20 protein-coding genes and 1 pseudogene are annotated in these 24,671 nt (G+C 51.1%); 14 read left to right on the top strand and 7 right to left on the bottom strand.

Annotated elements, in window-relative coordinates; genetic code table 11:
• Positions 1-3: 3 nt before the first annotated feature.
• From HMPREF0721_RS10900 to HMPREF0721_RS10855, 10 genes are all read left to right on the top strand, one after another.
• The gene (locus HMPREF0721_RS10900) at positions 4-4,233 is read left to right on the top strand and encodes a hypothetical protein (protein ID WP_006599851.1); all 4,230 of its coding nucleotides are present in this window, start codon (positions 4-6) and stop codon (positions 4,231-4,233) included.
• Positions 4,234-4,246: 13 nt separating this feature from the next.
• Positions 4,247-6,547 (top strand): BREX-4 system phosphatase PglZ, encoded by a 2,301-nt coding sequence (gene pglZ, locus HMPREF0721_RS10895; protein WP_006599850.1) that lies wholly within the window; start codon positions 4,247-4,249, stop codon positions 6,545-6,547.
• A gap of 14 nt (positions 6,548-6,561) precedes the next feature.
• Positions 6,562-8,025, top strand: coding sequence for a BREX system Lon protease-like protein BrxL (gene brxL / locus HMPREF0721_RS10890; protein ID WP_006599849.1), 1,464 nt, complete (start codon positions 6,562-6,564; stop codon positions 8,023-8,025).
• Complete coding sequence (locus HMPREF0721_RS10885; protein WP_006599848.1) at positions 8,012-8,212, top strand: hypothetical protein; 201 nt, start codon at positions 8,012-8,014, stop codon at positions 8,210-8,212. The genes brxL and HMPREF0721_RS10885 overlap by 14 nt, the downstream gene beginning before the upstream one ends.
• 13 nt (positions 8,213-8,225) lie before the next feature.
• Positions 8,226-9,344 (top strand): cysteine desulfurase family protein, encoded by a 1,119-nt coding sequence (locus HMPREF0721_RS10880; protein ID WP_006599847.1) that lies wholly within the window; start codon positions 8,226-8,228, stop codon positions 9,342-9,344.
• Positions 9,345-9,413: 69 nt separating this feature from the next.
• Entirely contained in the window at positions 9,414-9,923 is a 510-nt protein-coding gene (locus HMPREF0721_RS10875) for a hypothetical protein (protein WP_040640089.1), read from the top strand.
• A gap of 165 nt (positions 9,924-10,088) precedes the next feature.
• Positions 10,089-10,301, top strand: coding sequence for a hypothetical protein (locus tag HMPREF0721_RS10870; protein WP_169310242.1), 213 nt, complete (start codon positions 10,089-10,091; stop codon positions 10,299-10,301).
• Positions 10,292-10,648 (top strand): DUF1304 domain-containing protein, encoded by a 357-nt coding sequence (locus tag HMPREF0721_RS10865; protein WP_006599844.1) that lies wholly within the window; start codon positions 10,292-10,294, stop codon positions 10,646-10,648. The genes HMPREF0721_RS10870 and HMPREF0721_RS10865 overlap by 10 nt, the downstream gene beginning before the upstream one ends.
• 203 nt (positions 10,649-10,851) lie before the next feature.
• Positions 10,852-11,217 (top strand): GNAT family N-acetyltransferase, encoded by a 366-nt coding sequence (locus HMPREF0721_RS11630; protein WP_006599843.1) that lies wholly within the window; start codon positions 10,852-10,854, stop codon positions 11,215-11,217.
• A gap of 34 nt (positions 11,218-11,251) precedes the next feature.
• On the top strand, positions 11,252-11,755 hold the full coding sequence (locus HMPREF0721_RS10855; protein WP_006599842.1) for a GNAT family N-acetyltransferase: 504 nt from the start codon (positions 11,252-11,254) through the stop codon (positions 11,753-11,755).
• Between the two features lie 150 nt (positions 11,756-11,905).
• On the opposite strand, the gene HMPREF0721_RS10850 is transcribed toward HMPREF0721_RS10855, so the two are convergent.
• Positions 11,906-14,143 (bottom strand): Cna B-type domain-containing protein, encoded by a 2,238-nt coding sequence (locus HMPREF0721_RS10850; RefSeq protein ID WP_207635248.1) that lies wholly within the window; start codon positions 14,141-14,143, stop codon positions 11,906-11,908.
• A gap of 259 nt (positions 14,144-14,402) precedes the next feature.
• On the opposite strand from HMPREF0721_RS10850, the gene HMPREF0721_RS10845 reads away from it, so the two are divergent.
• The 4 genes and pseudogenes from HMPREF0721_RS10845 (at position 14,403) to HMPREF0721_RS12885 (ending at position 17,266) form a co-directional block, all read left to right on the top strand.
• On the top strand, positions 14,403-15,167 hold the full coding sequence (locus HMPREF0721_RS10845; RefSeq protein WP_006599840.1) for an SAM-dependent methyltransferase: 765 nt from the start codon (positions 14,403-14,405) through the stop codon (positions 15,165-15,167).
• A gap of 29 nt (positions 15,168-15,196) precedes the next feature.
• Positions 15,197-15,838 (top strand): cupin domain-containing protein, encoded by a 642-nt coding sequence (locus tag HMPREF0721_RS10840; RefSeq protein WP_006599839.1) that lies wholly within the window; start codon positions 15,197-15,199, stop codon positions 15,836-15,838.
• Between the two features lie 39 nt (positions 15,839-15,877).
• Positions 15,878-17,059: pseudogene (locus tag HMPREF0721_RS10835) on the top strand (anaerobic nitric oxide reductase flavorubredoxin); the annotation flags it as partial.
• Between the two features lie 60 nt (positions 17,060-17,119).
• The gene (locus HMPREF0721_RS12885) at positions 17,120-17,266 is read left to right on the top strand and encodes a rubredoxin (protein WP_242821897.1); all 147 of its coding nucleotides are present in this window, start codon (positions 17,120-17,122) and stop codon (positions 17,264-17,266) included.
• A 181-nt stretch (positions 17,267-17,447) separates the two neighbouring features.
• On the opposite strand, the gene HMPREF0721_RS10830 is transcribed toward HMPREF0721_RS12885, so the two are convergent.
• The 6 genes from HMPREF0721_RS10830 to HMPREF0721_RS10805 all read right to left on the bottom strand — a co-directional run bounded on the left by HMPREF0721_RS10830 (position 17,448) and on the right by HMPREF0721_RS10805 (position 24,580).
• On the bottom strand, positions 17,448-18,698 hold the full coding sequence (locus tag HMPREF0721_RS10830; RefSeq protein ID WP_006599836.1) for a hypothetical protein: 1,251 nt from the start codon (positions 18,696-18,698) through the stop codon (positions 17,448-17,450).
• Positions 18,699-18,896: 198 nt separating this feature from the next.
• Positions 18,897-19,124, bottom strand: coding sequence for a hypothetical protein (locus tag HMPREF0721_RS10825; protein ID WP_040640086.1), 228 nt, complete (start codon positions 19,122-19,124; stop codon positions 18,897-18,899).
• A gap of 36 nt (positions 19,125-19,160) precedes the next feature.
• A complete protein-coding gene (locus tag HMPREF0721_RS10820) occupies positions 19,161-20,291 on the bottom strand; it encodes a hypothetical protein (protein ID WP_006599834.1) in 1,131 nt (376 codons plus the stop codon).
• Positions 20,292-20,459: 168 nt separating this feature from the next.
• Positions 20,460-23,063, bottom strand: coding sequence for a Cna B-type domain-containing protein (locus HMPREF0721_RS10815; protein WP_006599833.1), 2,604 nt, complete (start codon positions 23,061-23,063; stop codon positions 20,460-20,462).
• A 76-nt stretch (positions 23,064-23,139) separates the two neighbouring features.
• Entirely contained in the window at positions 23,140-23,415 is a 276-nt protein-coding gene (locus tag HMPREF0721_RS10810; RefSeq protein WP_040640085.1) for an HU family DNA-binding protein, read from the bottom strand.
• 310 nt (positions 23,416-23,725) lie between these two features.
• Positions 23,726-24,580 (bottom strand): AP2 domain-containing protein, encoded by an 855-nt coding sequence (locus tag HMPREF0721_RS10805; protein ID WP_156788748.1) that lies wholly within the window; start codon positions 24,578-24,580, stop codon positions 23,726-23,728.
• Positions 24,581-24,671: the final 91 nt, after the last annotated feature.

Genomic DNA, 24,671 nt, shown 5'->3' with positions numbered 1-24,671 from the left:
GCCATGTTAGACAAGTACCGCGATTATTTTGACATTGATCCTGAATATCTGGCACAGATCAATGAAGCGGAAATAGAAAGTCATCCTGACCTCTGGAAAAAATTCTATCCACATGAGACTTTCGTTAAGCTCGTGAAGGACACGATAAGTGTGATTTCCCGGAAACAGAAGCTTTCTATCTGGGTAGAGGGCGCATATGGTACAGGTAAGTCTCACGCCGTGCTGACGCTGAAAAAGCTGCTTGATGCCTCTGATGAAGATACAAAAGCATATTTTGAAAAGTACAACGACGAACTCAGCACGGATCTTTACAATAAGTTCCAGCAGATTAAGAGCGGGGAGCAGAAAATCCTGACTGTACATCGGTATGGTTCTTCGAACATCTACGGAGATGACGACCTTGTTTTCGCTATCCAGCAGAGCATTGTAGCTGCGTTAAAAAATGCAGGTATCGAGGATCACGGTGAGGGTGCACTGAAAGATTCTGCTGTTGCATGGCTTTCCGATTCCATCAATAAAAATTATTTCAACGCACTGATCAATGAAAAATACAAGGAGCTCTTTGCCGGAAATGATGTAGATGCCATTATTGAAAAACTTAATACATACAGCGAACAAGCAATGGAGCAGCCCTCAAAGGGTGAGGCTCTTCAGACTTTAATGGGAAAAATAATGAAGGTCGCCGGAGAACAGCATTTTTCTGCGCTGACGCTTACAACGACTTCTCTGCTCAAATGGATCGAGGAGGTCATCAAGAGAAATAACTTCAAGGCCATCGTGTTCATTTGGGATGAGTTCACTGATTATTTTCGTAACAATATGCGTGCCATGACTGGCTTTCAGGAAATCGCAGATTTCAGTGGTGACAAGCCGTTTTATCTGATGATTGTTACACATAACGTGATGCATATGTTCCCAGAGTCGGATAAGGATTGGAAGCGTCTGATGAGCCGCTTTGTACAGCCGATCTGTAATATTGAGCTTCCGGAAAACATGGCGTTCCGTCTGATGGGAGACGCCATGGAAGAAAATGATGATCCTGTTGTGCAACAGGATTGGCAGGAGACACGTGACGAGCTGTATGACCGAACGCACGATTCCAGGCAGCTGGTGAAAGAGAAAGCAAAGATCACAGACACGGAGCTTAAGAAGATTCTGCCGATTCATCCATATGCAGCTTTGCTTCTTAAACACATTTCTTCCGCGTTTGACTCCAATCAGCGGAGTATGTTTGATTTTATCAAGAATGACAGAGGTGATGAAATTAAGGGATTCCAGTGGTTTATAAACAATCGTGGCCCGTATGATGCGAATCCGCTTTTGACAATAGACATGCTATGGGATTTCTTCTATGAGAAGGGAAAAGAATATCTCGCGTCAGATATCAGAGCAATCCTTGATTGCTATGCGTTTGCAGCGAACAAGAATCTTGATACGGAACGGCAGCGTGTTTTGAAGACAGTCTTGCTTTTGCAGGCTATATCTCAGCGTGCTGGAGATTCAGTCGAGCTTTTTATTCCGAATGAGAGGAACCTGAATAACGCATTTGAGGGCTCTGATCTCGAAAACGATGAGCCTGTACGCATAGCTGACAGCATGGTTCCGGACATTCTTTACAAGAAGCCGATGCCGGGCGGTAGAACACAGTATTCAGCTTTAATTAATTCCGGTAATGTTGTTGAGATTGATAAACAGAAAGAAGAACAGAAAAAGAAGCCTACCTCCACGCTTTTACAGGAGGCGGACATGCAGTCGGCTATTTCTTTAACGGGAGCACTTCGTTTGCGCTATGTGATGAAGTATGTTTCATACAGTGATTTCAAATCGACCATTAACCAGTTGCGTGGGCAGGAGGATTCTCTCGGTAATAAGCTCATGGCAGTTACAACATTTGCAAGAGATGACGCGGAGAGCGTGCAGATCGGGAAAGCGATCAAAGAGGCCATTGCTGATGGAAGTTATCACATCGTCTTTATTGATGCGTCCATTACACCGCTTGGGAATGATCTTCTGGAGCAGTACGCTGATGCGATGGCAAATTCTGTTGTGAACTTAAAGCAGGATCGCGGTCTTGCTGCCCAGTATGACGCTAATGCAAAGGAAGCACTGAAGAAATGGCGCGGAAAGATTGCGGCTGGTGAATTCATTGTTTATTCACAGGATAAACCGGACGGAGAACGCGCGGCTACGATCGACCAGCTTTATGAGTATCTTTTTACAATCGACCGCAAACACTATAGCGAAGGACTTGAAACAGATGGATCGGTGAATGATACGATGTGGCAATCCACCTCGCTTCCAGCAGGCGTGCAGTATGGTGCTGAGGAGATTACTCAGGGGCAGTTCCGCTCCAGAAACGAGCAGACAAAGTTGGAAAACTACATTGGAAAGAAAGCATGGAAAGTTCCTGAATACTGGAAGTCAGCTCCATATCTTCCAATTTCAAAAATCAAGATCGAAGTCGACAAGGTGATTCAGGATGCTTTTACTTCTGGTGACAGGATATCTATCGCTCAGATTTATGATTTCCTACAGGATAAAAATGGAAGCTACGGCTTCATGCCGTGTAATCTGACAGCATTCGTTATTGGATTTCTCCTGAAGGAATATACGGACGGAACCTACAATTATAGCGACGGAACCGTTAATGATGTCCTAAATGTGACCAAGCTCAAAGAGATGGTATCGGAGATCATTAAGCATCAGGTGAATCCTATCCCGCGCTACAAAGATAAATATATTGTAACGACAACAGCAGAAGAAAAAGCATTCAATGAGGCCTCTTCAAAGGTTTTTGGTATCCCGATCAATCTTTGTAACTCGGTGGAACAGACCAGAAAACGTATCCGCCAGAAAATGAAGGACTTGTCCTTCCCTGTTTGGGTTCTTAAATATGTGCTTAAAGATGCCGAGTTGAAATCCAGTAAAGAGGCTGTTTCGGAACTGATTGATTATTACAGCGGTATTGCCAATAACAATAATTTCGGCGCGTCAAAGACCGACAGTGATATTGCTATATCCATAGGTAAACTTTGCATTGAAAATCCGGAAGCGATTGACGACCTTTCTGCTCTTGTCACAAAGGACAAATGCTCCGACGGGATGAAGGCGTATCTGAATCAGTATGAAAGAGGAATTCTTCCTCAGCTTGCGAATGAAGTCGGAGACGGCGGACAGTTTATTAATCGGCTGAAAAAGAAATTTGATGCGGATGCAGCAAACTGGGTCTGGAATACAGATACTGCGAATCAGAAGATCGATGAAGTTATTCTGGAGTATAAAATCGTCGTACAGAGCAATAAGATACTGCCAAAAAATATATCATTTGACGGCGCAATTCGGGAGTGGACGGATAAATGCGGCATGATCCGTATTTCCTATCTGTATGCGAAGAATTATTGGGAAGACCTGTCGGAGCTCATGGAGATGCTCTACGACATCAAGAAGTCTGGCGTTTTGCTTGATTCAAGGAGGGAGAAGTTCCTTGAACAGATTAGTGCAAATGGTGAGGCGTTCATTCGCTTTTATAACAACCAGACAGATCTGTTCCGAAAGGCTTGTGCTTATATAGTTGGACGTTTTAGTGAAGAAGAGGCCCGTGAGATATTCAAGCTGCTTCAGAATAACCTGTTCACCTCTGAAAAATCGGACTATCAGGCTGCTGTTCAGGCAGCAGTCGATAAATACATAAGTGAGCAGAGTGCTACAAAATTGAAAGAGATGTGGCGTGAGAAAACACAGACGGAAAATCCGAGACAGTGGTCGAAGAAATACCGGACACCTATCCTGTGTATGATTTCTGATAAGGACGTGGCAACGGCCAGATCAGCATTCGGAACGTTAAATAGAAAACAGCCTGACACAGCATCAATAGATAAAGCAATCGAGTTTCTTGAGAGAGCGGATTTCTTTGATAGACTGTCCAGTCAGGATGAAAGAGACAAAGCATTTAGAGAAAATGTCGTGAAGTCTTACAGCGTCATGCTTGATGATTTGGATGAAGTGCGTAATCATCTGATGAAAGTAATGGGCTCGGAACCGTATGATTGGTTTGGCCTTCCTGAGGTTGATAAAAAACTCAAAGAAATGGCTGAATATAAATACAACGAAACCGGTTGCGATAAGGCACTGGAGAAAATCGACAGCATGGACGTAGCTGATGTGAAACAATATCTTAAACGTCTTATCAAGGACAACATGGTCGTTGGCATGGAGATAATAAAGGGAAAGTAAGGAGGCACGTAATATGGGCCTTAGAAGAGAAGATGTGATAAAGCGGATCGGAAAATATCTTCAGCGCAGTGACAGTCATCCGCGTTTTGTCAATGTGAACAATCCTGAAGATATGGATACAATCTGTAGCCATTTTTCCGTAGGAGAAAATGTTTTCAAAGATGCTTCGGATTTTTCTATGGCGGATGAAAATCTTTCTGAAGACGAACTTTATAACTATCTGGGAAGGAAGCAAGGATCTGTGTTCCTCACTGGTACAACCAGTTACTTTAGGCTTCTCGGAGAACAGAAACTTCAGGGATTTATAAATCGGATGATTGGAATGTCACTGACTGGACTTCATTTGGTCATAGTATGCTATCAGTGCGAAAAATACCTGGTAAAGATCGAGCAGAGATATTCACAATTCGTTTATATGGTTGACGGACAAAAGCAGGAACTTCCGCAGCTAACGTTTTCCACACAGGATATGCCTGCCACAGTGGGAGAAACCGTTGTCGAAGGTGTTCAAAATATTGCGTTTTCAGTAGAACATAGCACGGCATCGAAGCTTTTCGTGCATACAGGAAAGCATAGGTCATCGTACCCCATTTCGCTATATACCATTAAGGAACTCAGTAATTCGTTTGAAGTCTTGTGCGGCATGGATGTTTCAACCGGACAGTTGAGGGAAGAATACGGGACTGAGCAAGACTGGGACTTTGCACTTTCTAAAATTTCGCAATATGGATCTTGGATAAAATACATCGTTGATGTATTTGGAACCACTACGAATCTTGAGATTGCCGTTGGGAGTTGGACTTCATTTGATTCGAGAAAAAAGTGGCTCTATTTCATAGCCCTTAAACTTTACGGAGCAAAAAACAGCTGGTGCTTGAGTGAGGCAACGAAAATAGCAGATAGCAGTACTCTTCTTATTAGAGGCGTATTCAGAAGTCTTCTTCATCTTTCTCAGGATGATAAGGATTTCTGGAAACACTATGACGAGAGAAAAAATATCATTCGTTCATTAGGTAATCCGGATTCTGAAGTTGCTGATTACTGCGCCATGGTCAAAAGCAAGGGGGAAAATGCTCTATATTACCTCACAGATGCATCGAAGAGTGAGCAAGATCTCATATTTGAAAACCTCGCCACATATTCTGAAAAAATAGGGCGCAGCAAAGTAATAAAAATCCTTGAGCATGTGTATCCGGCTCTGTATGCATACCTACAGCCTTATCGATTTAAGATTTCCCTTCTGGATTCTTACTTTCAGGAGTATAAATATCAGAAGGTTGTCAATAAGGTGTTTCCTGATTTTCTGCAAATTGTGGATGAACAGGCAGAAAAACGAGAATTCAACCTGCTGCTTCCGGCACGCAGTGCGAAGTTAGATGCGATTGAGAAAAACGGTACAGTCGTATACTTCATGGATGCAATGGGAGTAGAGTATCTTAGCTACATTATGGATCAGTGCCGGTTGAGAAGGCTGATGGCATATGCCACCCTGTGTCATTGCGAACTCCCTTCTATAACGTCATTCAATAAGGAATTTGTTGATGCGTTTATTGAAGGCGGTGCAGCTTTTGTGCCAGACAAAAACGGTATAAAAAGTCTTGATGACCTGAAGCATCATGGCGAGGAAGAATTTGATTTTACAAATAACGAGCTTCCAACATACATTTCAAGCGAGCTCGATATCATCAGCAAAACAATTGAAAAAATAGCGACAAAGCTGATGAATGGCACATACAAGCGAGCAGTTATGATATCTGATCATGGAGCAAGCAGATTATCTGTGCTAAGCAAAAAGGAAAATAAGTGGGGCTCTGAATCAAATGCAGAGCATTCTGGTCGATGCTGTCCGGTCAGTGAGATAGATGAAAAGCCGTCCTGCGCGATAGAGGAGAACGGTTACTGGGTTCTCGCCAATTATGACAGGTTTAAGGGAGGCCGGAAAGCGAACGTCGAAGTACACGGAGGGGCAACTCTTGAAGAGGTCGTAGTTCCGATCATCGAAATCGTTTATTCGCCAGATGAGATTGAAATACAGCTTTTGGATAAGAATATCAAATTCAGCAGGCGCAAAAAGGATGCAGTTATCCGTGTGTTTTCTAAGACAAAATTGGATAACCTCAGTGTGCAGATATCCGGTTTAAGTGAAGAATATGAAGGAGAATCCTCCGATGGACAAACTTTCACAATTGCCTTGCCAGAGCTGCGCAAAGCTGGAACTTATACTGTAAATGTTTACTATAATAATAATCCGCTGAAATCTGGTCTGAAATTTACAGCAGAGAATTCTGATTTTAGCGAGAGAAAGCTTCTGTAAGGAGGTGGGCTTAAGTGAGTGATAAGCTCCGGGAATGCTTTGACGAGATGGTCGTCTATAAAGATTTGGGTGAGATGAGTTTCCTTAAGACGTTGAAGCTTCCATCGTTCCTTCGAGATTGGGTTTTGAAAAAATTCGAGGATGACGATGGACAGTTTGATGTTGAGGATCTGCTTGATTTTGTTAACACTTATATGCCTCGAAAAGAGGAATGGCTTAGTATTAAAAACCGCGTCAGTAAGGAATATGAGAGAGTAAAATTGCTGACCAGGATCGATATTGATATTGACATCAAGACTGGGACGGTATCATTTGCGTTACCCGATTATGGCTTAACGAATAAAGAAACAGTGATTGAGGATGCGGTCTGGGACAACTTGAAAGATGAACTTGTAAAAAGCAACGAAATTTGGGGAGTTGTCGAGCTCGGATATCGCCCGCCGGATGACAGTGCCAAGCCGAAGATTCTTGGTAAGATTAAGCTGACAGATTTCACCAGCTTTACTCCTTATAATATTGATCTTGATTTTTACAAGGACGTCAGATCTGAATTTTCCATAAAGGAATGGATCGATGTGCTTCTTGGCGCAATGGATTATAACCCGAGCGGATATGAGGACGAGCACGAGAAGCTTGCGATGCTCCAAAGGCTGCTCCCATTTCTGGAAAAGAATCTGAACATCATCGAGCTTGCACCCAAGGGAACTGGAAAATCCTATGTTTTTGGAAACATCAGCAAGTTTGGCTTACTTGTTGACGGGGGCACTGTGTCAAGACCGAAGATGTTTTATGATAAGGCACGCAGGACAACCGGATTTATCGTGGGTCATGACTATGTGGCTATAGACGAAGTGAAAAAGGTTCAGTTCACGGATGTTAGTCAGATGCAGTCCATTTTCCAGGGTTATATGGAAAGTGGAAAATGTAATGTTGACGGTTTTACGGTAACCTCTGATGCAGGCGTTGTATTTCTCGGGAATATTGAGCAGAGCAATATGGACGAGTATAAAAACATGCTCACTGAACTTCCCTCTTTGTTTAAGGAGAGCGCCCTTGTTGATAGAATGCACGGGTTTATCAAAGGATGGGATATTCCACCGATGAAACCGGAATTAAAAATCTCAGGCTGGGCACTGAACACAGAGTACTTCTGTTCCATTCTTCATTTGCTGCGTGACGACATTAGCTATAGGGCAATTGTTGACAGGTTAGTGCAGGTCTCTGACGGTGCGTATGAACGGCATGTAGAGGCCGTGAAACGGCTTACAACTGCGTATTTAAAACTCTTCTTTCCTGATGTCCGCTCTGCAAAAGATGTAGACCAGCATCTGTTTATGCAATACTGCCTCCGCCCGGCAATCAAGATGAGAGCGATCATACAGAAACAGCTGGAAATCCTCGACCCGGATGAATATCGGAAACCCGCAAAACAGATGCCTCAGTTCACGCTCAGGGAGATTTCTGATGAAGAGGATTGATTGTGTGAGCTGTGGTCGAGAAGAACTGGATAAAAACACTATTGGCCTTAACAAAAAGCTTCTCGGCTTAGATGTAAAAAATTTCTTTTGTATGGATTGCCTTGCAGCCTATCTTGATACAACGGTCGAGGATCTGAATGAAAAGATCGAAGAATTTAAGGATGAAGGATGCAAGCTGTTCGAATAGGCAGGTGAAGTGAATGATTTATGCGGATAATGCCGCTACAACAAGGCTCGATGAAGATGCGTTAGATGCAATGATGCCGTACCTTACCGATGAGTACGGAAACGCCTCACAGCCGTACTTTTTTGCAAAACCAGCAAAGAAGGCTATTGCCGCTGCTCGTGAAACCGTCGCTGCTTGCATTGGCGCGGAGCCTGAAGAGATATTTTTTACTTCTGGTGGAACTGAGAGTGACAATTGGGCTGTAAAATCTGTTCTTTATTCAAGAGACAGTACACGCAATGTAATAACATCGAAGATAGAGCATCATGCTGTGCTGAATGCCTGCCGATCTCTTGAGGAATTGGGCTTGCCTGTAAGTTATCTTTCCGTGGACAGTTACGGGATCGTTCAGCCGGAAACCCTGAAGAATGTAATCACAAATAATACGGCGCTTGTTTCCGTGATGCTGGCTAATAATGAAATTGGAACTATTGAGCCAGTACAGAAGTTAAGTGCTATTTCACATGAATGCGGAGCACTATTCCACACGGACGCAGTACAGGCTGTTGGTCACATACCGATTGATGTAAAGAAGCTCGGTGTTGATATGCTGTCAGCTTCAGCCCATAAATTCAATGGTATGAAAGGCAGCGGCTTCCTATACATTCGTAAGGGCGTGAAGATACATCCGTACGCTGACGGAGGAGCTCAAGAGCACAGTCAAAGAGCCGGGACTGAAAATATAGCAGCTATTGTAGCAATGGCAAGTGCCCTTAAGAAAAGCTGTGGCAGAATAGCTGTTTCGACAGAAAAGCTTCATGAGCTTGAAGATGTCCTTTTGCAACACTTATCTCAGGGCGGAGTAGATTATATCCGTAATGGCAGTGATGACCATCTTCCCGGAAATGTTAATATCTCGATCAATGGGGCTGATGGTGAAATGCTGCTGCATCGACTGGATTTGAAAGGAATCTGTATTTCCACAGGTTCAGCTTGTGATTCTGTAAATATGCGAATTTCGCATGTCATAGAAGCAATTGGAGTGCCTGAAGCATATGCAAAGGGTACTATTCGGATTACATTTGGAGCGGACAACACAGCAGAGGAGGCCGTAGAGATTGCCGATGCCTTAATTGGTATTCTTAAAGGTTGACTTGCTTCTTTCGTAGAGTGATGAATGGAGAGAGAACATTTTATTGCCCAAGCGAAAGGAGAAACTACGATGGGATTATTCAGCTTTATGTATGCGGACACAGGAAATAAGGAGAATTTGTGCATCGGCGAGAGTGCTTATGTACTCCTTCCGGACAAAGAACCTATTTTTGAGGCGAGCTACGATGGGTACGGGCACTTTGGAGGTGCAGATATTTACGAGGTGGCTTTTGACCTGAACAGAGGATTAATTACGGAGAAGTTTCTTGATAGCTGTAAATGCACACCGAGAAATTTTGATCGAAGGATTATTCGCTGGACTCTTGAAAGGAAAACAGATCAGGAAATAACGGATCTAATCAAGCAACAGTGTGACAACGATTGTTTTATTAGAGAATGGAAGCGAGAGGTTGGAATTACTCTCAGCTGTTATGACGAGGATAATGCGAGGTTGCCGTTTCCAATAAAAATAACAAAGCAGCCATGTGAATATCGGTTAGTCCCCGCCAGCAAGGGCGATCCGGAACAGGGATGTGGAAAATATATAGACGGATTTCCAAGTGACGACTTAACAATTTAATTTTGCCAAACAATTTAATTTTGCTAATCAGGGGTGTCGGAAAGGAGGCTCGACACCATGACCGCAGCAGTAGTCCAAGGAAAATATCGAGGCAGGCTTTTGTCATCCCAAACGCGTAAAAACCCCGAGAACAGCCTGAAATCAAGCTATTCCCGGGGTGATTCTGTGAATTTACATTGTATCAAAGATAGAGTCTTGTTAGATCCCGCCTGTGGATCCGGCAGCTTCCTCACCGGGACCTGTCTTTCCCTGCGCCGGCCGGAAAACCGGGTGATCGCTCTGGAGCAGGAAAGCGCCCGGGTGGTGATGGGCGAAGGGGCGAATCGCCCCGCCGGATTTCGCATTTTATTTTTAGAAAGGAACTTTTCATGCATCTGATCACCAAAATTACAGCAACCCTCACGGCCCTCGAATTCTTTTATATTTTTTATCTCGAAACCCTGGCCACCGCCTCCGAAAGAACGGCAAAGGTCTTCGGCATGGACCCCAAAACCCTGGAGAGTGACGCCGTCAATCTGCTCTTCAAAAATCAGGGGGTTTATAACGGGCTGATCGCCGTGCTGATTTTACTGGCTGTCTTTGCCTTCGCGAGCAAGGCCGCCGTGATCTGCCTGATGGCGGCTATCGTGGCCGTCGCACTCTACGGCAGCGTCACCAGCAACCCCAAAATCATTTTGATGCAGGGCGGCCTCGCCATTTTGACCCTCATCAGCTGCTTGCTTTAGCATCTATCGAAAGGAATATTGTGATGACCCGCGCCTCTGTTCTCCGCTTTCGCCAGGCGACGACGGCCGATCTGGATGCCACGGCACACATTGCCGCCGAGGCCAAGGCTTTTTTGCGCCGTCAGGGCGTCGATCAATGACAGCGCGGCCCCTATCCGGACCGGACCTGCTTCGCCGCCGACATCCGGGCCGGCTTGAGCCATGTGCTCACCTGCGGCGATGCCGTGGCCGCCGTCTGCGCCCTCAGTCTCGACCCGGACCCCGCCTATCGCCGCCCGCTTGAGGGCCGGTGGCTCACCTCGGATGAGACGTTCGCTGCCGTCCTGCATCGGGTGGCCGTTTCTCGCCGCCGGCACAGGCAGGGCCTCGCCTCCCTTCTTTTTGATGAAGCGGCAGGGCTGGCCGCTGCCAAGGGGGCTAAAAGCCTGCGCATCGACACCCACCCGGATAATCGCCCGATGCAGGCCGCCCTCGCGCACGCCGGCTTTGCCCGCTGCACCATTTTGCGCTTGACCGGCGGAGCGGAGGCCGGCAATCTGCGTCTGGGCTATGAGCGGCTGATCGGCTGAGCGCCTGATCCCCCGAATCACGAAAGGAGTCCCCATGCGATTCATCTCTTATGACCCACGCTACCAAAACCAGGTGATCGGCCTCGTGCTTTATCTGCAAAACTGCGAAAACCACGCCGAGCTTTCCCTGACGGACCAGCCGGAGCTGGCCGATATCCCCGAATATTTCTTCCCCGGCGGCGGGGGCTTCTGGCTCGCCGTCGACGAAGCGAACGACCGCGTCGTGGGAACCATCGGCCTGATGATCCGCGGCCGTGTGGGCCTGCTCAAAAAATTCTTTGTCGACCCGGCATACCGCGGCCGGCGCGCCGGCGTTTCCGCCGCCCTTTTTAGCCGCCTAACGGCGCGGGCCCGGGCCGAAGGCCTTGCCCAGATCGTGCTCGACACCCCCGTGCGGGCCCGGCGCGCGCACCGCTTTTACCGCAAAATGGGCTTTCGCGAAACCCCGCGCACGGCACTGCCCATTCCCGTCGCCGCACCGAAGGTCCCCAGCTTGTTTTTCCTGCTGGATCTTCCCGGCGCAAAGCCGATGCCGTAACCTTGCCGCCGCGGCGGGCGCCTCCGCATCAAGCGGGCATTATCCGGAATCCGTCCAACAAAAAAAGGACTGAACCCCGTCGTCGCAGGGTTTAGTCCTTTTTGTCAGCCGTTTGCCGGGTCTATCGTTCAAAGCCCGAGCTTAAAATCTTTATCGATCAGCGGCACGCCGCCGTTTTTCCCGGATCCCAAGCACCGTCGCCATCGCCGCCGAAATGCCGAAGCTCGCCGCAAGGGCGACAACATTTGCGGAGTCGCCGGTTCTTGGCCGTTTTTGGCCGGTCGGGGGCCCGAATTTTGTCTTTTCCGTATTGGTGATGACGTAACCCTTCGCCGCATTCCCGGTGATCACCTTGCCGTATCTGGCCGGCACCGCCGTTTCGTCCACGGTGTAGGTAATGGCCTTGCCTGATTTTTTCTGGGCAAGACCGGCCCAGGTATGGGTCCAGCCGCCCGCCGCAGTGAGTTTAACCGGATCGCCGCTGGGTTTGCCGTTGGCATAAAGCTGCACGGTGATGCCGGCCGGCCGGCTTCCGTCCCGGTTGTTGCCGTCGTTCCAAACCTTCGTGACCTTCACGCTGGTGCTCGGCCCGTTGGTGATCGTGTAGCCGTCCTTTTGGCTGCCGGTGACCGTTTCCGCAGCATAGCCCTTAACGGCGCGCTCCTTCACCGAATACGCATAGGCATGGCCGCCGGCATCGTTTTTGGGCAGATGCGCAAAGGTCAGCTGCCAGTTGTCGTCGGCCTTCACCGTTTCATACCCCACGTACACCGGCTTGCCGCCGCCCTGGCTGCGCCACAGCTCCACCTGGACGGTGTCCGGGCGGTTTTTGCTGTTGTGATCGTCCCATCGCTTGGCGACCGTGACCGATGTCTCTTCGTATTGGCCCATATTGACCGTCCCGTTGGAGCCGATGCCGGCGCCGCGGGTCGCGGAGGTGTTTCCGGAGATCGCGACCTTCGCCAGACCTTCCGCGCCGGTATCCACCGTCACATCGGTGTGCAGCGACAGGCTTTCCTGATTGATTGCCTTCAGCTGGCCGGTGAGTTTATTGAGCGGCACCTCCGAGCCGTTTTCGTATTTCCAATTATAGGGCGTGCCGCCGAGCATCGACGGGGCAATGCTGTATTCCGGATCGCCGTTGTGGGCACCGTAGGCATTGCTTGCCAGAATATAAATCTCCTTGGCGGATTTCGCCTGATTCCCATAAAGGGCCACGCCGTTTTTCACATAAATATGGGTCTCGGAATTGGGGCAGGAGGCATAGCCGCCGCCTTCCATCACCGCCCTGTTTTCCTTGATCACCCCGTTGGTCAGATTGAGCACGCCGTTGTGATAGCCGGTTATCCATTTCGAATAGCCATTGACATAGATGCCCCCGCCGCCGAAGGCGTTGTTGCCGGTGCCCTTGGCGCTCATCGCGTTGCCGGTGATTTTCCCGCCGGAAATATTGGCCGTGCCGTAGGCATTGGTGTAGCCCGCCTGCACGAGAATCCCGCCGCCGCCGGATCCGGCCGTGTTGCCGGCCACCGTGCCGCCGGTCATGTTGAGCGTGTCCATTCCCTGGCTGCCGACGCCTGCGCCGATGCTGATGCCGCCGCCCAGGTTATCCGATGTGTTGTTCCGAATGACGCCGCCGCTCAGGTTGAAGGTCGACCCGTCATACACGATCACCCCGCCGCCGGCCGCATAACCGCCCATGCCGGACTCCGTGCCGTCCACGGCCTTGTTGTTTTGAATGGTGCCGCCCGACATATTGAAGACGGCCCCATGGTCCAAAAAGACACCGCCGCCGAAATTGGCCGTGTTGTTTTGAATCACCCCGCCGGTCATATTGACGACGCCTTTATCCACATCCAAAGCGCCGCCTGCGGCACTAAAGTATCCCAAATCCGTCAGCTTGTTGTTTTGGAGCACGGCACCGCCTTGAATATTTAACGTTCCCGCCAAATCAACGAGCGATTTTTTTGTCTTTGTCGCCGCCTGGCTGTTGCCGTCCAGCGTGATGTCCGAAAGGGTGGCCGCGGCACCGCTGTTCACCCGCATCAGATAACCATCGAATCCGGGGTCGCGTTTGATCACCGCCTTGGTGCCCGAGAGGGAAAGCTCCCCGGAAATCGGCACCGTGCCGGTGATATAAATCGTCTGAACGCTCTGGTCGGCCGCCGCCAGTTCTTTGGCCCTGGCAAAGGTCTTAACGGCACTTTCTGCCGTCGTCCCGTCGTTGGCATCGTCGCCGCCTGCGCCATTCAAATAAACGGCGTCTCCCGCCGCGTGCACCCTGGCCGGCTCCGGAGCCGCCATCGACAGCGCGAGCACACAAAGGATGCCCATCAGCACTGCGAACAGCACACGGCCGAGCCTGCGGACTCTTTTGGTATTTTCCATCATCATTTCTCCATTCTCTTGATGTTTTTTCATCCTAAAATTTTAAAGCGCGATTGCTTAACAATTTCTTATTATGTGATTAGTTTACATTATTTTGCCCCCTGTTGTCAAATCCCGTCTGCATTCTTTCGCCGTTTTCCATCGATTTTTTAGTATTTTGTTGGCCTAACAACGGTTTTTTTCACCTGTCGGCGTAAAATAGGCATCGAGAAGGAAAAATGCTGAAAGATCCTGGGGAGCCGTGACAGGAGGTCACACAATGGCAGAAGCAGGACATGTATTTTTGGCAAGAATGGGAAAAACCACCCTTCGCCCCGGCGGCATCGACGCCACGGCCTGGCTGATCGCGCAGGCCGGACTTAAGCCGGACACGCGCATCCTCGAGGTGGCATGCAACATGGGGCGCACGATGATTGCGCTTTCTGAGCGCTTCGGCTGCGCCATCACCGGCGTCGACCGCGATCCCGACGCGCTGGCCCACGCCCGCCGCAATATCGCCAAACGCCACCTTGAGGACAGACTCACCCTGGTGGAAGGCGACGCCACCGCGCTGCCCTTTGCCGACGCGAGCTTCGACATCGTCGTCAACGAGGCGATGCTCACCATGCTCGTGGGCGGCGGAAAGGAAGCGGCGCTCGCGGAATATTTTCGGGTGCTGCGCCCCGGCGGGCTGCTCCTCACCCACGACGTCGTGCTCTTTACCGACGACGCCGACGAGCAGCTGGCGCTGCGGGCGGGGCTTTCCCGAGCGATCAACGTGCACGTCGAACCCTTTGATCAGGCCGGCTGGCGGGATCTTTTCACCCGAAACGGCTTTGACGTCCGGCAAAAGGTCGGCCCGATGACGCTGATGCGCCCGTCGGGCATGATTCACGACGAGGGGCTGGGCCGAACTTTGAAGATCATCCGCAACGCCCGCAAAAAAGAAAACCGGCCGATGTTCCGGAAAATGTTCACGTATTTCAATGCGCACAAGGCGCAGCTGGGCTACATTGCCAATGTGAGCCGAAAGCCCGACGCCTGACGCGCCCATTTTTTCAAAAGGAGGCCACCATGCAGGCAGGCAAGGTTTTTTCACTCGCCCAAGACAATCCCGCGGTGCCGGGATGCACCGTCTCCGGGGAAATTCTCCCCGGCGTCATCTGCTTTTCCCTGGCGGCGGGCACCGATATCAGCGCCGAGCGCTACCCGGGCGACGTGCTGCAGCTGCAGCTGGCGGGCCGCTCCCGGCTCGCCGCGCCGGGCGGGGGGATCACCCTCGCTCCCGGCACCTTCGCCGTCAAACCCGCGCACACCGATATCGGCATCGCGGCCGAAGGGCATCAGGACAGTATTTATTTAGAAATGGATTTACCAAAGGAGAACACCATGCATCAAGCGATTAAAGCCGGCGACGTTTTCGCCCTGGCCGATCTCGTCCCCTATCAGGACGGCAAAATTGTCAATAGGGATGTGGTGAACAGCGATCACCTGAAATTCGTCGTCATGGCTTTCGACGACGGCAGCGCCCTCGCCGAGCACGCGGCGCCGGGCGAGGCCCTGGTCTTTGCCCTCGAGGGCAAGGCCGAAATCGGCTACGAAGGTGAAACCCACCCCATCGCCGCCGGCGAAAACTTCCGTTTCGCCAAAGGCGGCCTGCACAGCGTGCGCGCGACGGGCCGCTTTAAAATGGCGCTGCTTTTGATGCGGGATTAACCGCACCGATTCATCAAACACCTTGAAGGAGGCAATACCATGGGCAAAAAAATCACGGACAAGGTAACCTGGGTCGGCAAGGTCGACTGGGAACTCAAGCGCTTTCACGGCGACGAATTTTCCACCGACCGCGGCTCGAGCTACAACGCCTACCTGATTCAGGACGAAAAGACCGTCCTCATCGACACGGTGTGGGGGCCCTACGACCGGGAATTCGTCAAAAGGCTTGCGGAAACCGTCGACCTGAACCGCATCGACTACATCGTGATGAACCACAACGAAAGCGATCACAGCGGCGCCCTGCCGGAGCTGATGCGCCGGATCCCCGACACGCCGATCGTCTGCACCAAAAAGGGCGAGGCGATTTTGCGCGGGCACTACCACGAAGACTGGCATTTTATCCCCGTGAAGACCGGCGACACCCTGAATCTCGGCGAGACAACCCTGACTTTTGTCGAGGCGCCGATGCTCCACTGGCCGGATACCATGTTCAGCTATCTGTCCGGCGAGAACATCCTCTTCTCCAACGACGGCTTCGGCCAGCACTTCGCCACCGAATCCCTTTATGACGACACGGTGGATCCCTCGGCGCTGCGCTACGAGGCCGAAAAGTATTACGCCAACATCCTAAACCTCTACAGCCCGATGGTCACCCGCAAGATCAACGAGATCCTCGCGATGCACCTGCCGCTGGACATGATCTGCCCGAGCCACGGCGTCATCTGGAAAAACGACCCCGGCTGGATCGTAAACCAATACCTGAAATGGGCCGATGCCTACCAGGAAAATCAAATCACCCTGGTGTACGACACCATGTGGCAGTCCACCCGCAAAATGGCCGAGGCCATCGCCGAGGGGATCCGGCGCGCGGATCCGGCCGTCACCGTGAAGCTCATGAACGCGGCCCGGGACGACAAAAACGACATCCTCACGGAAATTTTTCACTCGAAGGCCATCCTCGTCGGCTCGCCCACCGTCAACTACGGCCTGACCCATGCCATCGGCGGCATCCTCGAGATGGCCCGCGGCCTGAAGTTCAAAAACAAAAAAGCCGCAGCCTTCGGCAGCTACGGCTGGAGCGGCGACGCCCCGGCCCAGATCACCGAGCAGCTGGCCGCCGCGGGCTTCGAGATCGTTGACGACGGCATCAAAATCCTCTGGGTGCCCGATGCCGCCGCCACCGAGGCCTGCCGGACCTATGGCGAGGGCTTTGCCCGGGCCGCGGCGGGAGATGCCCGGCCCGAGAGCGACACCCCCGCCGCAGACTTCGGCCCGAGCTATGTGTGCAGCGTCTGCGGCTATGTGTACGATCCGGCGAAGGGCGATCCGGACGGCGGCATCCCCGCCGGCACCCCCTTCGCCGATCTGCCGGACGACTGGTGCTGCCCGGTGTGCGGCGTGCCCAAATCCAAATTTAACCCGGCCTAAAGGCCAAAAAAGACAACCCGCGGGTTGTCTTTTGGCTGCCGGCGGCCGGACACGGCCCGCAGGGGCCCCGCGCCGCCGGCTTATTCCCCATCAAAAAAAGGCTGGTGAAATAATTCCCCGTTATTTCACCAGCCCTTCCGATAAGGCTGTAACGCATTTAAAAATAAAAGCCGCCCCATTGCTACAGATTCCCCAGAAAATAGCCGAAGATAAAGATGATAACTCCGACGACTATTTTTCTGGCCATTTTTCCCACGTAGAAATAAAACCTCGGATTATCGATGAAGGCAAAGGGATCAAAGGCTTCAAATATTTCCATCCCGTCTTTGTCATCATCTTCAACTTCATCTTTTTCAAACTCTTCATAAAGTTCGTTCAATTTATCCAATTGCAACGTCGACAGCCTTTCACTTCCAAACGGATCGCTGTAATGCTCCTTTGCCTCGTGCGGCTCTGACGCTGCTGACGCTGATTCGTCAGCCCGGGCGGCCGGCTGTGACTGTTCAGCCGCGCGGGCCGACGGTCTTCTGGACCGTCTATCCGCCTTCGTGAACAGATCTGCATCGGCCTGTTCAGGCGCGCGGGCCGACGGTCTTTTGGACTGCTTATCCGCTTTTGTGAACCGATCTGCATCGGTCTGTTCAGCCGCGCGGGCCGACGCTCTTCTGGACCGTCTATCCGCCTTCGCAAACAGATGATCGGCATCGGTCTGTTCAGGCGCGCGGGCCGGCGGTCTTCTGGGCTGTTTATCCGCTTTTGTGAACAGAGCTGCATCGGCCTGTTCGGGCGCGCGGACCGGCGGCCTTCTGGACTGCTTATCCGCCTTTGCGAACCGATCTGCATCGGTCTGTTCAGGCGCGCGGGCCGGCGGTCTTTTGGGCTGCTTATCCGCTTTTGTGAACAGAGCTGCATCGGCCTGTTCGGGCGCGCGGACCGGCGGCCTTCTGGGCTGCTTATCCGCCTTTGCGAACAGATCTGCATCGGTCTGCTCAGGCGCGCGGGCCAGCGATCTCTTGGGCAGCCCTCGGGACGGCTGCGGCGATGTGGACCGCCTCGACGCCGGCGAGACCGATTTTCTTCGGCTGTTTTCCGCACTTCTTTCAAAAATGTGCGAAGGACGCTCATGCTTCGGCGCTGACGTTTTCTGATCCTGCGCTTTTTTTAATTTTGTCTGATTTTCCTGGTAACTGCGGTTCCCCTTCGTTTTAAACTTCTGGGCAAACTCCGCATCATCCGCGTCAAACATAAACGCGACCCGGCCATTCGGCTCTTCACTGAGCGCCATCCGCACACGATCGCCGCCTATGCTCTCCGCAAAGATATCATTGTATTCATTAATTTTAATATCGACATAGCCCATGGCCTGCAATGCTGTCTGAGCCGAATAAACCCAAAGCGCATAATCGCCCTTCGCGCGTAGCCTCTTAATCATTTTATGCTCCTTATGTCAACGCCTCCATGCCAAAATCGTTTCTTTTCCCCTGCTTCTAATAATAAGTGTGTCTGTATTTTTCCATTCGGGTTCATCCATCATTCACATCCGCCGCTCAGACACGCTGATCCGTCTGGCGCTGCTTTGTTCGTCCTGTGTCTTAAAGCGACATTCCTGTTTTTCATCGCTATCCGGCCTTCAGCCTGATTCTGAATTGATCTTATTAAAAACTTCCCGGACAGATTGATTTTGTCCTGTCCAGGAAGCTGCGCTTTTATGCCTGCGGCCGATCGGCGATCCTTCTTTGGCGATGCGTTCGATAAACGGCATCTCGGTTCGGATGTCTGCGGTCCGGGCGCATTGATTCTTGCCCGGCCGCCCGATGACATAGCTTTTCGCCTGGAGCACAACGGAGACGATCAACAATGCAAGTCCTCAAATTGCAGTGATTTTGCCGCCGTCTTATTTCCTGAGGCTGTCGTAATCGACGATGCCGTTAAACGCCGTATTCAGCACATTCTGCTGATCATTGCTCATATTGCCGTTTGACACATTATAGATCATCAACATATTATATTTGCTGAAAAAGAAATAACCGTTGATCCTGGCATTGCCGCGGGACATCACGAATTGATAGGCCTTCCCCGGCGATACCGGACTTTTCGTCGCCTTCATCTCGACCGTCATGCCTTTAAAACGGCTTTGCAGTGCATTCCTAAAATAATTTTCAAAATCCGCGTCGGAATAGTTTTGCGTCTGCGAATTAATATAACTTCTTGCGATCAATAAATGCTGAGACGCCGTCGACGTTCCGTTGGGACCATAAAAACTTACCGCGCCCGTCGATCTGCCGCTGTCAAGACGCCAGCCTGTCGGAATCGGAACCGTGAAGCTCCCTGCCAGAATGCGCTTGGTCGTCGGCGGATTGTTCGTATAATGTTTCGCCCGGCTTTTGGCTTTTTTCGCATCCCAGTAGACTTTTATATTGTAGTAGGCAGACAATTCGTCCACCGTTTTATCCGTTTTGTCGTTTGAATCATATGAATTGACCTTGATGGTGCCAACGACATAATTGGTCGTTTCGCCCTTCTTGTTGACAATTTTGGTCACAAATTCCGTCTGGCATTGGCTGTAATAGGTATTGTCATATCTTGATAACACCTGAAAACCCTTGCGATAAACGGTATTGCCGTCTTTCGATTTGCTTACCTTTTTGCCAACGGTATCGACGGCCGCGTTTAAATTGGGGGTTGACAGCGAACCGTATTTTTTTAAATACGTTTTAAAACCGCCCGCACTGTTTACCAGAGAAGCGTCGACACTGCGAAGATTGAGCGCAACGCCGTTAGCCGATCCCGTCAAATAAGTGTCGGAAGCATATTTGCTGCCCCCCTTGGGAACAAAGGCCTGGATTTTGCCGCCGCTTTTAAGCCCGATGGACGATTCTTCCAATTGTTCAAATTTGTCATAGCCCTTGGCCTCCGTGCCAAAGGTCGGCGGCTTCAGGCCGCATCCCGCCAACAGGGCGATCCCCATGCCCAGGGTCAACGCTATCAGCACCGCATACTTTTGAATTTTTTTTATACCCATCATCTTCTTTTTTCCCTTTCTTTTTGATTGCTTACCCGCCCGGAAACCTCCTCCCCGAAAAATCGCCGAGAAGGAGGCTGCTTTCGCATAAAGCGAGCAATTATAAAGAGGATTTATTTAGAAATACAGCACGGCCACCCGATGACCTCGCCGTGATTTCTCTGAAAAAGTCTAACGTGTCAGGCAATAACCGTTTCGTGCATTGCCCGTTATGCGGTAGCGGGCGCCCGCGCCTGCCTTGATCGTATAACGCATCCTGGATTTTCCCTGACGGGCCCTTAATCCGGTAAAAACCGTCTGCCAGCGATTGGCCCGGGTCAGCCGGCGCATCGCGACCACCTTCCCATTGGCCATCAAATATATCTTTATGGAACGCCGCTCAATTTTCTCATCGATCTTTGTCACCGAAATGGAGGCTTTTCCCTTCATCGTGTTCGTAATCGTGTAGCCCTTTGACATGGTTCCGGAGATATTGTTCGTATAATTTTTTAAAGGTATTTCTGAAATGGTATAGATAATCCTGTGACCGTCAATGACGCTGTATTTCGGCAGCCCGCGAAATTCTGTGCGCCAATTCGTTCTGGCCGTCAATGTTTTTGCCGCGATGATTTTATTGTCGGCCAGCAATCTCACCGTCGCGTTTTTGGTGGCCGGCCCGACCCATTTCTTCCTCACGGGAATGGTTATTTTTTCCCTGCTGACCATGGTGACCGAATAGCCATAGACGGGATTATAGGTTATGATCGGCCGGTGTCCCCGAGCCTTGCTCGCCGCGATGGTATAGTTGATGCGATGGCCGTCTTTCTTGGCATACTGGGGCAATTTCTTAAATGTTGTCTGCCAGCGGTTCTTTTTGCAAAGCGTTTTTCTGCGCTTCTTTTTGCCGTCTGCTAAAAGATGCACCTTTATTTTCTTTCTGCTGCCGCCCTGGCAAACTTCCGCTACGGGAATGGTCAGCTGCCCCGTGAGGGTGTTATTAATGACATAGCCCGTATCCTCGGAGCCGGAAACGGCGACGTTGTAATTTTTAATGGGCTCTTCCCGCACGGTGTATTTAATTTTATGGCCGTCGTTGCCGTCATATTTCGGCAGACCCGTAAACGCCGTCCGCCAATGCTCCTTCGCCGTGACGGTTTTCGTCTCCCGCTGTTCGCCGCCGTCCGCAATCAGGTGGATCGTCGCAAAGTCGCCGGTCCTGCTGCCGTGCCACTTCGTCGTCGCCGACACGTCCTTTTTCGCCGTGTTGATGTTTTTGATCGTGTAGCCCCTTTCGTGACTCCCGGATGTCTGCGAGGCATAGCCCGGAACGTTCCCGATCGGCCGGTATCTGATCTGGTGGCCGTCTCCGGTGTCATATTTGGGCAGCCGGCGAAATTGATGCTGCCAGCCATTTCTTCTTGTGAGCGTCGCCGAGGCATAGGGCCGGCCGTCCGCCAGCAGCCGAACATTGGCCCGGGTCGAGCGGGGCCCGACAAAGGTATTCATGACGCGAAGGCTCGTTCTGATGCGCTCCCCGGTGTAATCCTTCCGGACCCGCTGCCCGGACGCAACGCGAAACACCGTCGTCTGACGGTTGGCGGCGTAGCCCTTTGGCGGGGCAATTTCCCGAGCAACGTACTCCCCGGCCGTCAATTGGCCGGCAACGGCTTCCCCATTGGCCTGTGTCGTGATCGTTGTCACCTGCGGATCGCCCTGCCGTGTCAATTGGAAGACGGTCCCTTCCAATTTGTTATTATTTTCGGCATCGACTTTTTCCAGGGTGATCTGCGCATCTTTTTCGCCCGTTCCCCTGCCGGAGGCCGGCTGATAAACGTTATTGACCTGGGTGTCGACATCTTCCCCCGCCAGTTTGACGGTGCTTTTCACCGGCCGGTCCGCCTGGCCGCCCGTTTGATAGGTCAGCTGATAGCGCGACGCATCCAGCTCTCCCAAATCGCAGGTGAAGCTGGTTTTGTCCCCGCTCAGTTTAACTTTATCGGAAATGTTGACGGACTCTGTTCCCTGCGCAGTCTTCTCCTCTTCCGAATCGGCCACTTTTTGCAGCACAAAGGAACGGTCCATGTAATGAACCCCGCGGTTCTGATCCTTGTTCAGCGTGCCGCCCAGCGTCACGTTCTTATTTTCCCGCTTGGCACAATTAAGCCGAACCGTCCACTGCGCCGTATCGTCCTTTGCGCAGGCGGCCGACTGGGAAAGCGTTTCTTTCACATCGGCTTCCGTTTTAATCATGCAAAGCGTCGTTTCCTTCGAGGATTGGCCAATCGCCGCCTTGAAGACATTATTTTTATCGCATTGAATTTTATCGGCGATAAAACTCCCCAGCAGACGGATTGTGCCCTTCACTTGATAATGACTTTCAACATAATTTGTAAAAGTGATCTTGACGGTCCCGCCGCCGTCCTTCCCCGGCGTCACGGCCGCATCGGCCACAACCGTCGTGCCGTCGGCAGCGTAGAGCTTGAAATGCGTCGCAGCCGCGCTGTCCTGAATCCGGATCTGATCCGGCAGCGCGATGGTAAACGCGTCTCCGGCTTTTAACGTGGTGCCGTACCGGCTGGCATCCCAGCCGATTTCCAAATAATAAGGCCTTGAATCGCATCCCCGCGATACCGCCGATTGATCCTGATCTAAAAATTTAAGATCCGTGATGGTGACATCTGTCTTTTCCGGCGCGTCAGCAGCTCTGACCGTTGCTTTCAGTAATCCAAAACTCAAAAATATCAGAAAAGCAAGTCCGATGATGATCATCCGCTTTTCGGTTTCCGATCGATTCATAATTCATCCCTTCTGCCAAACAACGCGCCGTCCAAACGACAGCCGCACATTTTCCTACGCCGCTTTTATTCTTCCTTTATTCTTTCAACGCTCTTTTAAAAGCCCTGCCGGCCCTAAACCGCGGGGAATAACAGGCGGCGACGTCAATCGGCTCGCCGGTCCTGGGGTTGCTTCCGGGTCTTCCCTGCCGATAATAACAATCGAAGGTGCCAAAGTTCATCAATAAAACTTTTTCGCCTTCTTTGACCGTTTCCATGATGATCTTAATCAGAGCATCCAATTCCTTTCTGGTATCTTTTTTAGATAAGCCCGCGTTTTTTGCCATTGCGCTGACAAATTCTGATTTTTTCACTTTTACGCTCTCCATTCGTGAGACACTGGTGCCGTTATTCCTGCATTTTTCAGTCCGATCTTTGCTTGAGATTTTTTAGTAATTTTTTTTAGTATATCATAAAGATTTCTTTAATTTAGCAATGTACAAATATTTACTCTTTAAATCGTGAAAAATTCTCCGCCCCTTTCCGTTCAAACCATTGGCAGCGGCTGTCGCCGCCCGATTCTTAAGCCGTTGTCTTTCAATTTTACAGCACTCTGGTTTCAATTGTTCCTATCGGTCGCGCTTGGGCGCGTGCGAACCCGGCCGCCGCTTCTCCTTTCAAATTTCACTCGGAGCTCTTCGGCGCATTCTGATGGTAATACGCTTCCAAAAAGGGCTGATGGTAGCTTTCCTCTCCGCGTTTTCGCGCGGCGACGGCCTCTTCAAGGTTATCGTAGGTGCCGAGGTAATGGGTCTTTCCCTGGAATGTAATTTTTGCGCAGTACCTGCCGTTTTTCTTGCGATAAACCCCCGTGTGGCCGGTGGTATTGTCGCTTCTGATTTTGCGGATCAGCGCCTCAACGCAGGTATTGTCTATAAAATGCAGCTGGTCGTGCACGCTTTCGCGAATCTGCTGCCGGACGTGTCCGCAGCTGATCGTGCGCCCGTGAACCAGGGCATTCTCCGACACCTCGCACGTCTTTCCGCAGCTGCAGCGGCAGCGCCAATAGATGGATCCGGTTTTGGTGCGCCGGCTGGTCGGCTCTAAAACGGTCAGCTCGCCAAACCGACGCCCTGTTAAATCCTTCTTCCATACTTTCTTTCTTTTCTTCCGGCTGCAGCCGCAGTGCGTCGTGAACCCCCGCACCAGATTTCGTTCGGAGGTCTCGAAATGGGTCCCGCAGTCGCAGACGCAGTGCCACACCACCGAGCCGTTCAGCCGTTTGTCCGTCGGCGCCAGCGCGACCACCTTTCCGAAGCGTCTGCCCGTCAGATCCACGTGCTGACGGCGAAGCCTTTCGCCGAGGCAGCCGCAGCTCTTCGTCCGTCCGGACGTCAGATTGGACTGATAAACTTCCGTGATCCGGCCGCAGTCGCAGCGGCACCGCCATTTGCGGCGGCCCCTCTCATCCCGAAGGGGCGCCATGACGGTCAACTGCCCAAAGCGATCGCCGGCCGCTATTTTTTTTCGCTTCGCCACCTGTTCCACCCCTTTCACAAATAAAGGGGTAAGCCATCGCTCGGCCTACCCCTTTTGTTTGATTACACATCCGTCATTTTACAGAGCCCGT

Source organism: Pseudoramibacter alactolyticus ATCC 23263, assembly GCF_000185505.1.
Taxonomy (GTDB): Bacteria; Bacillota; Clostridia; order Eubacteriales; family Eubacteriaceae; genus Pseudoramibacter; species Pseudoramibacter alactolyticus.
Note: the sequence above shows the minus strand (reverse complement) of the source record. Positions and strands in the feature narration are given on the sequence as shown.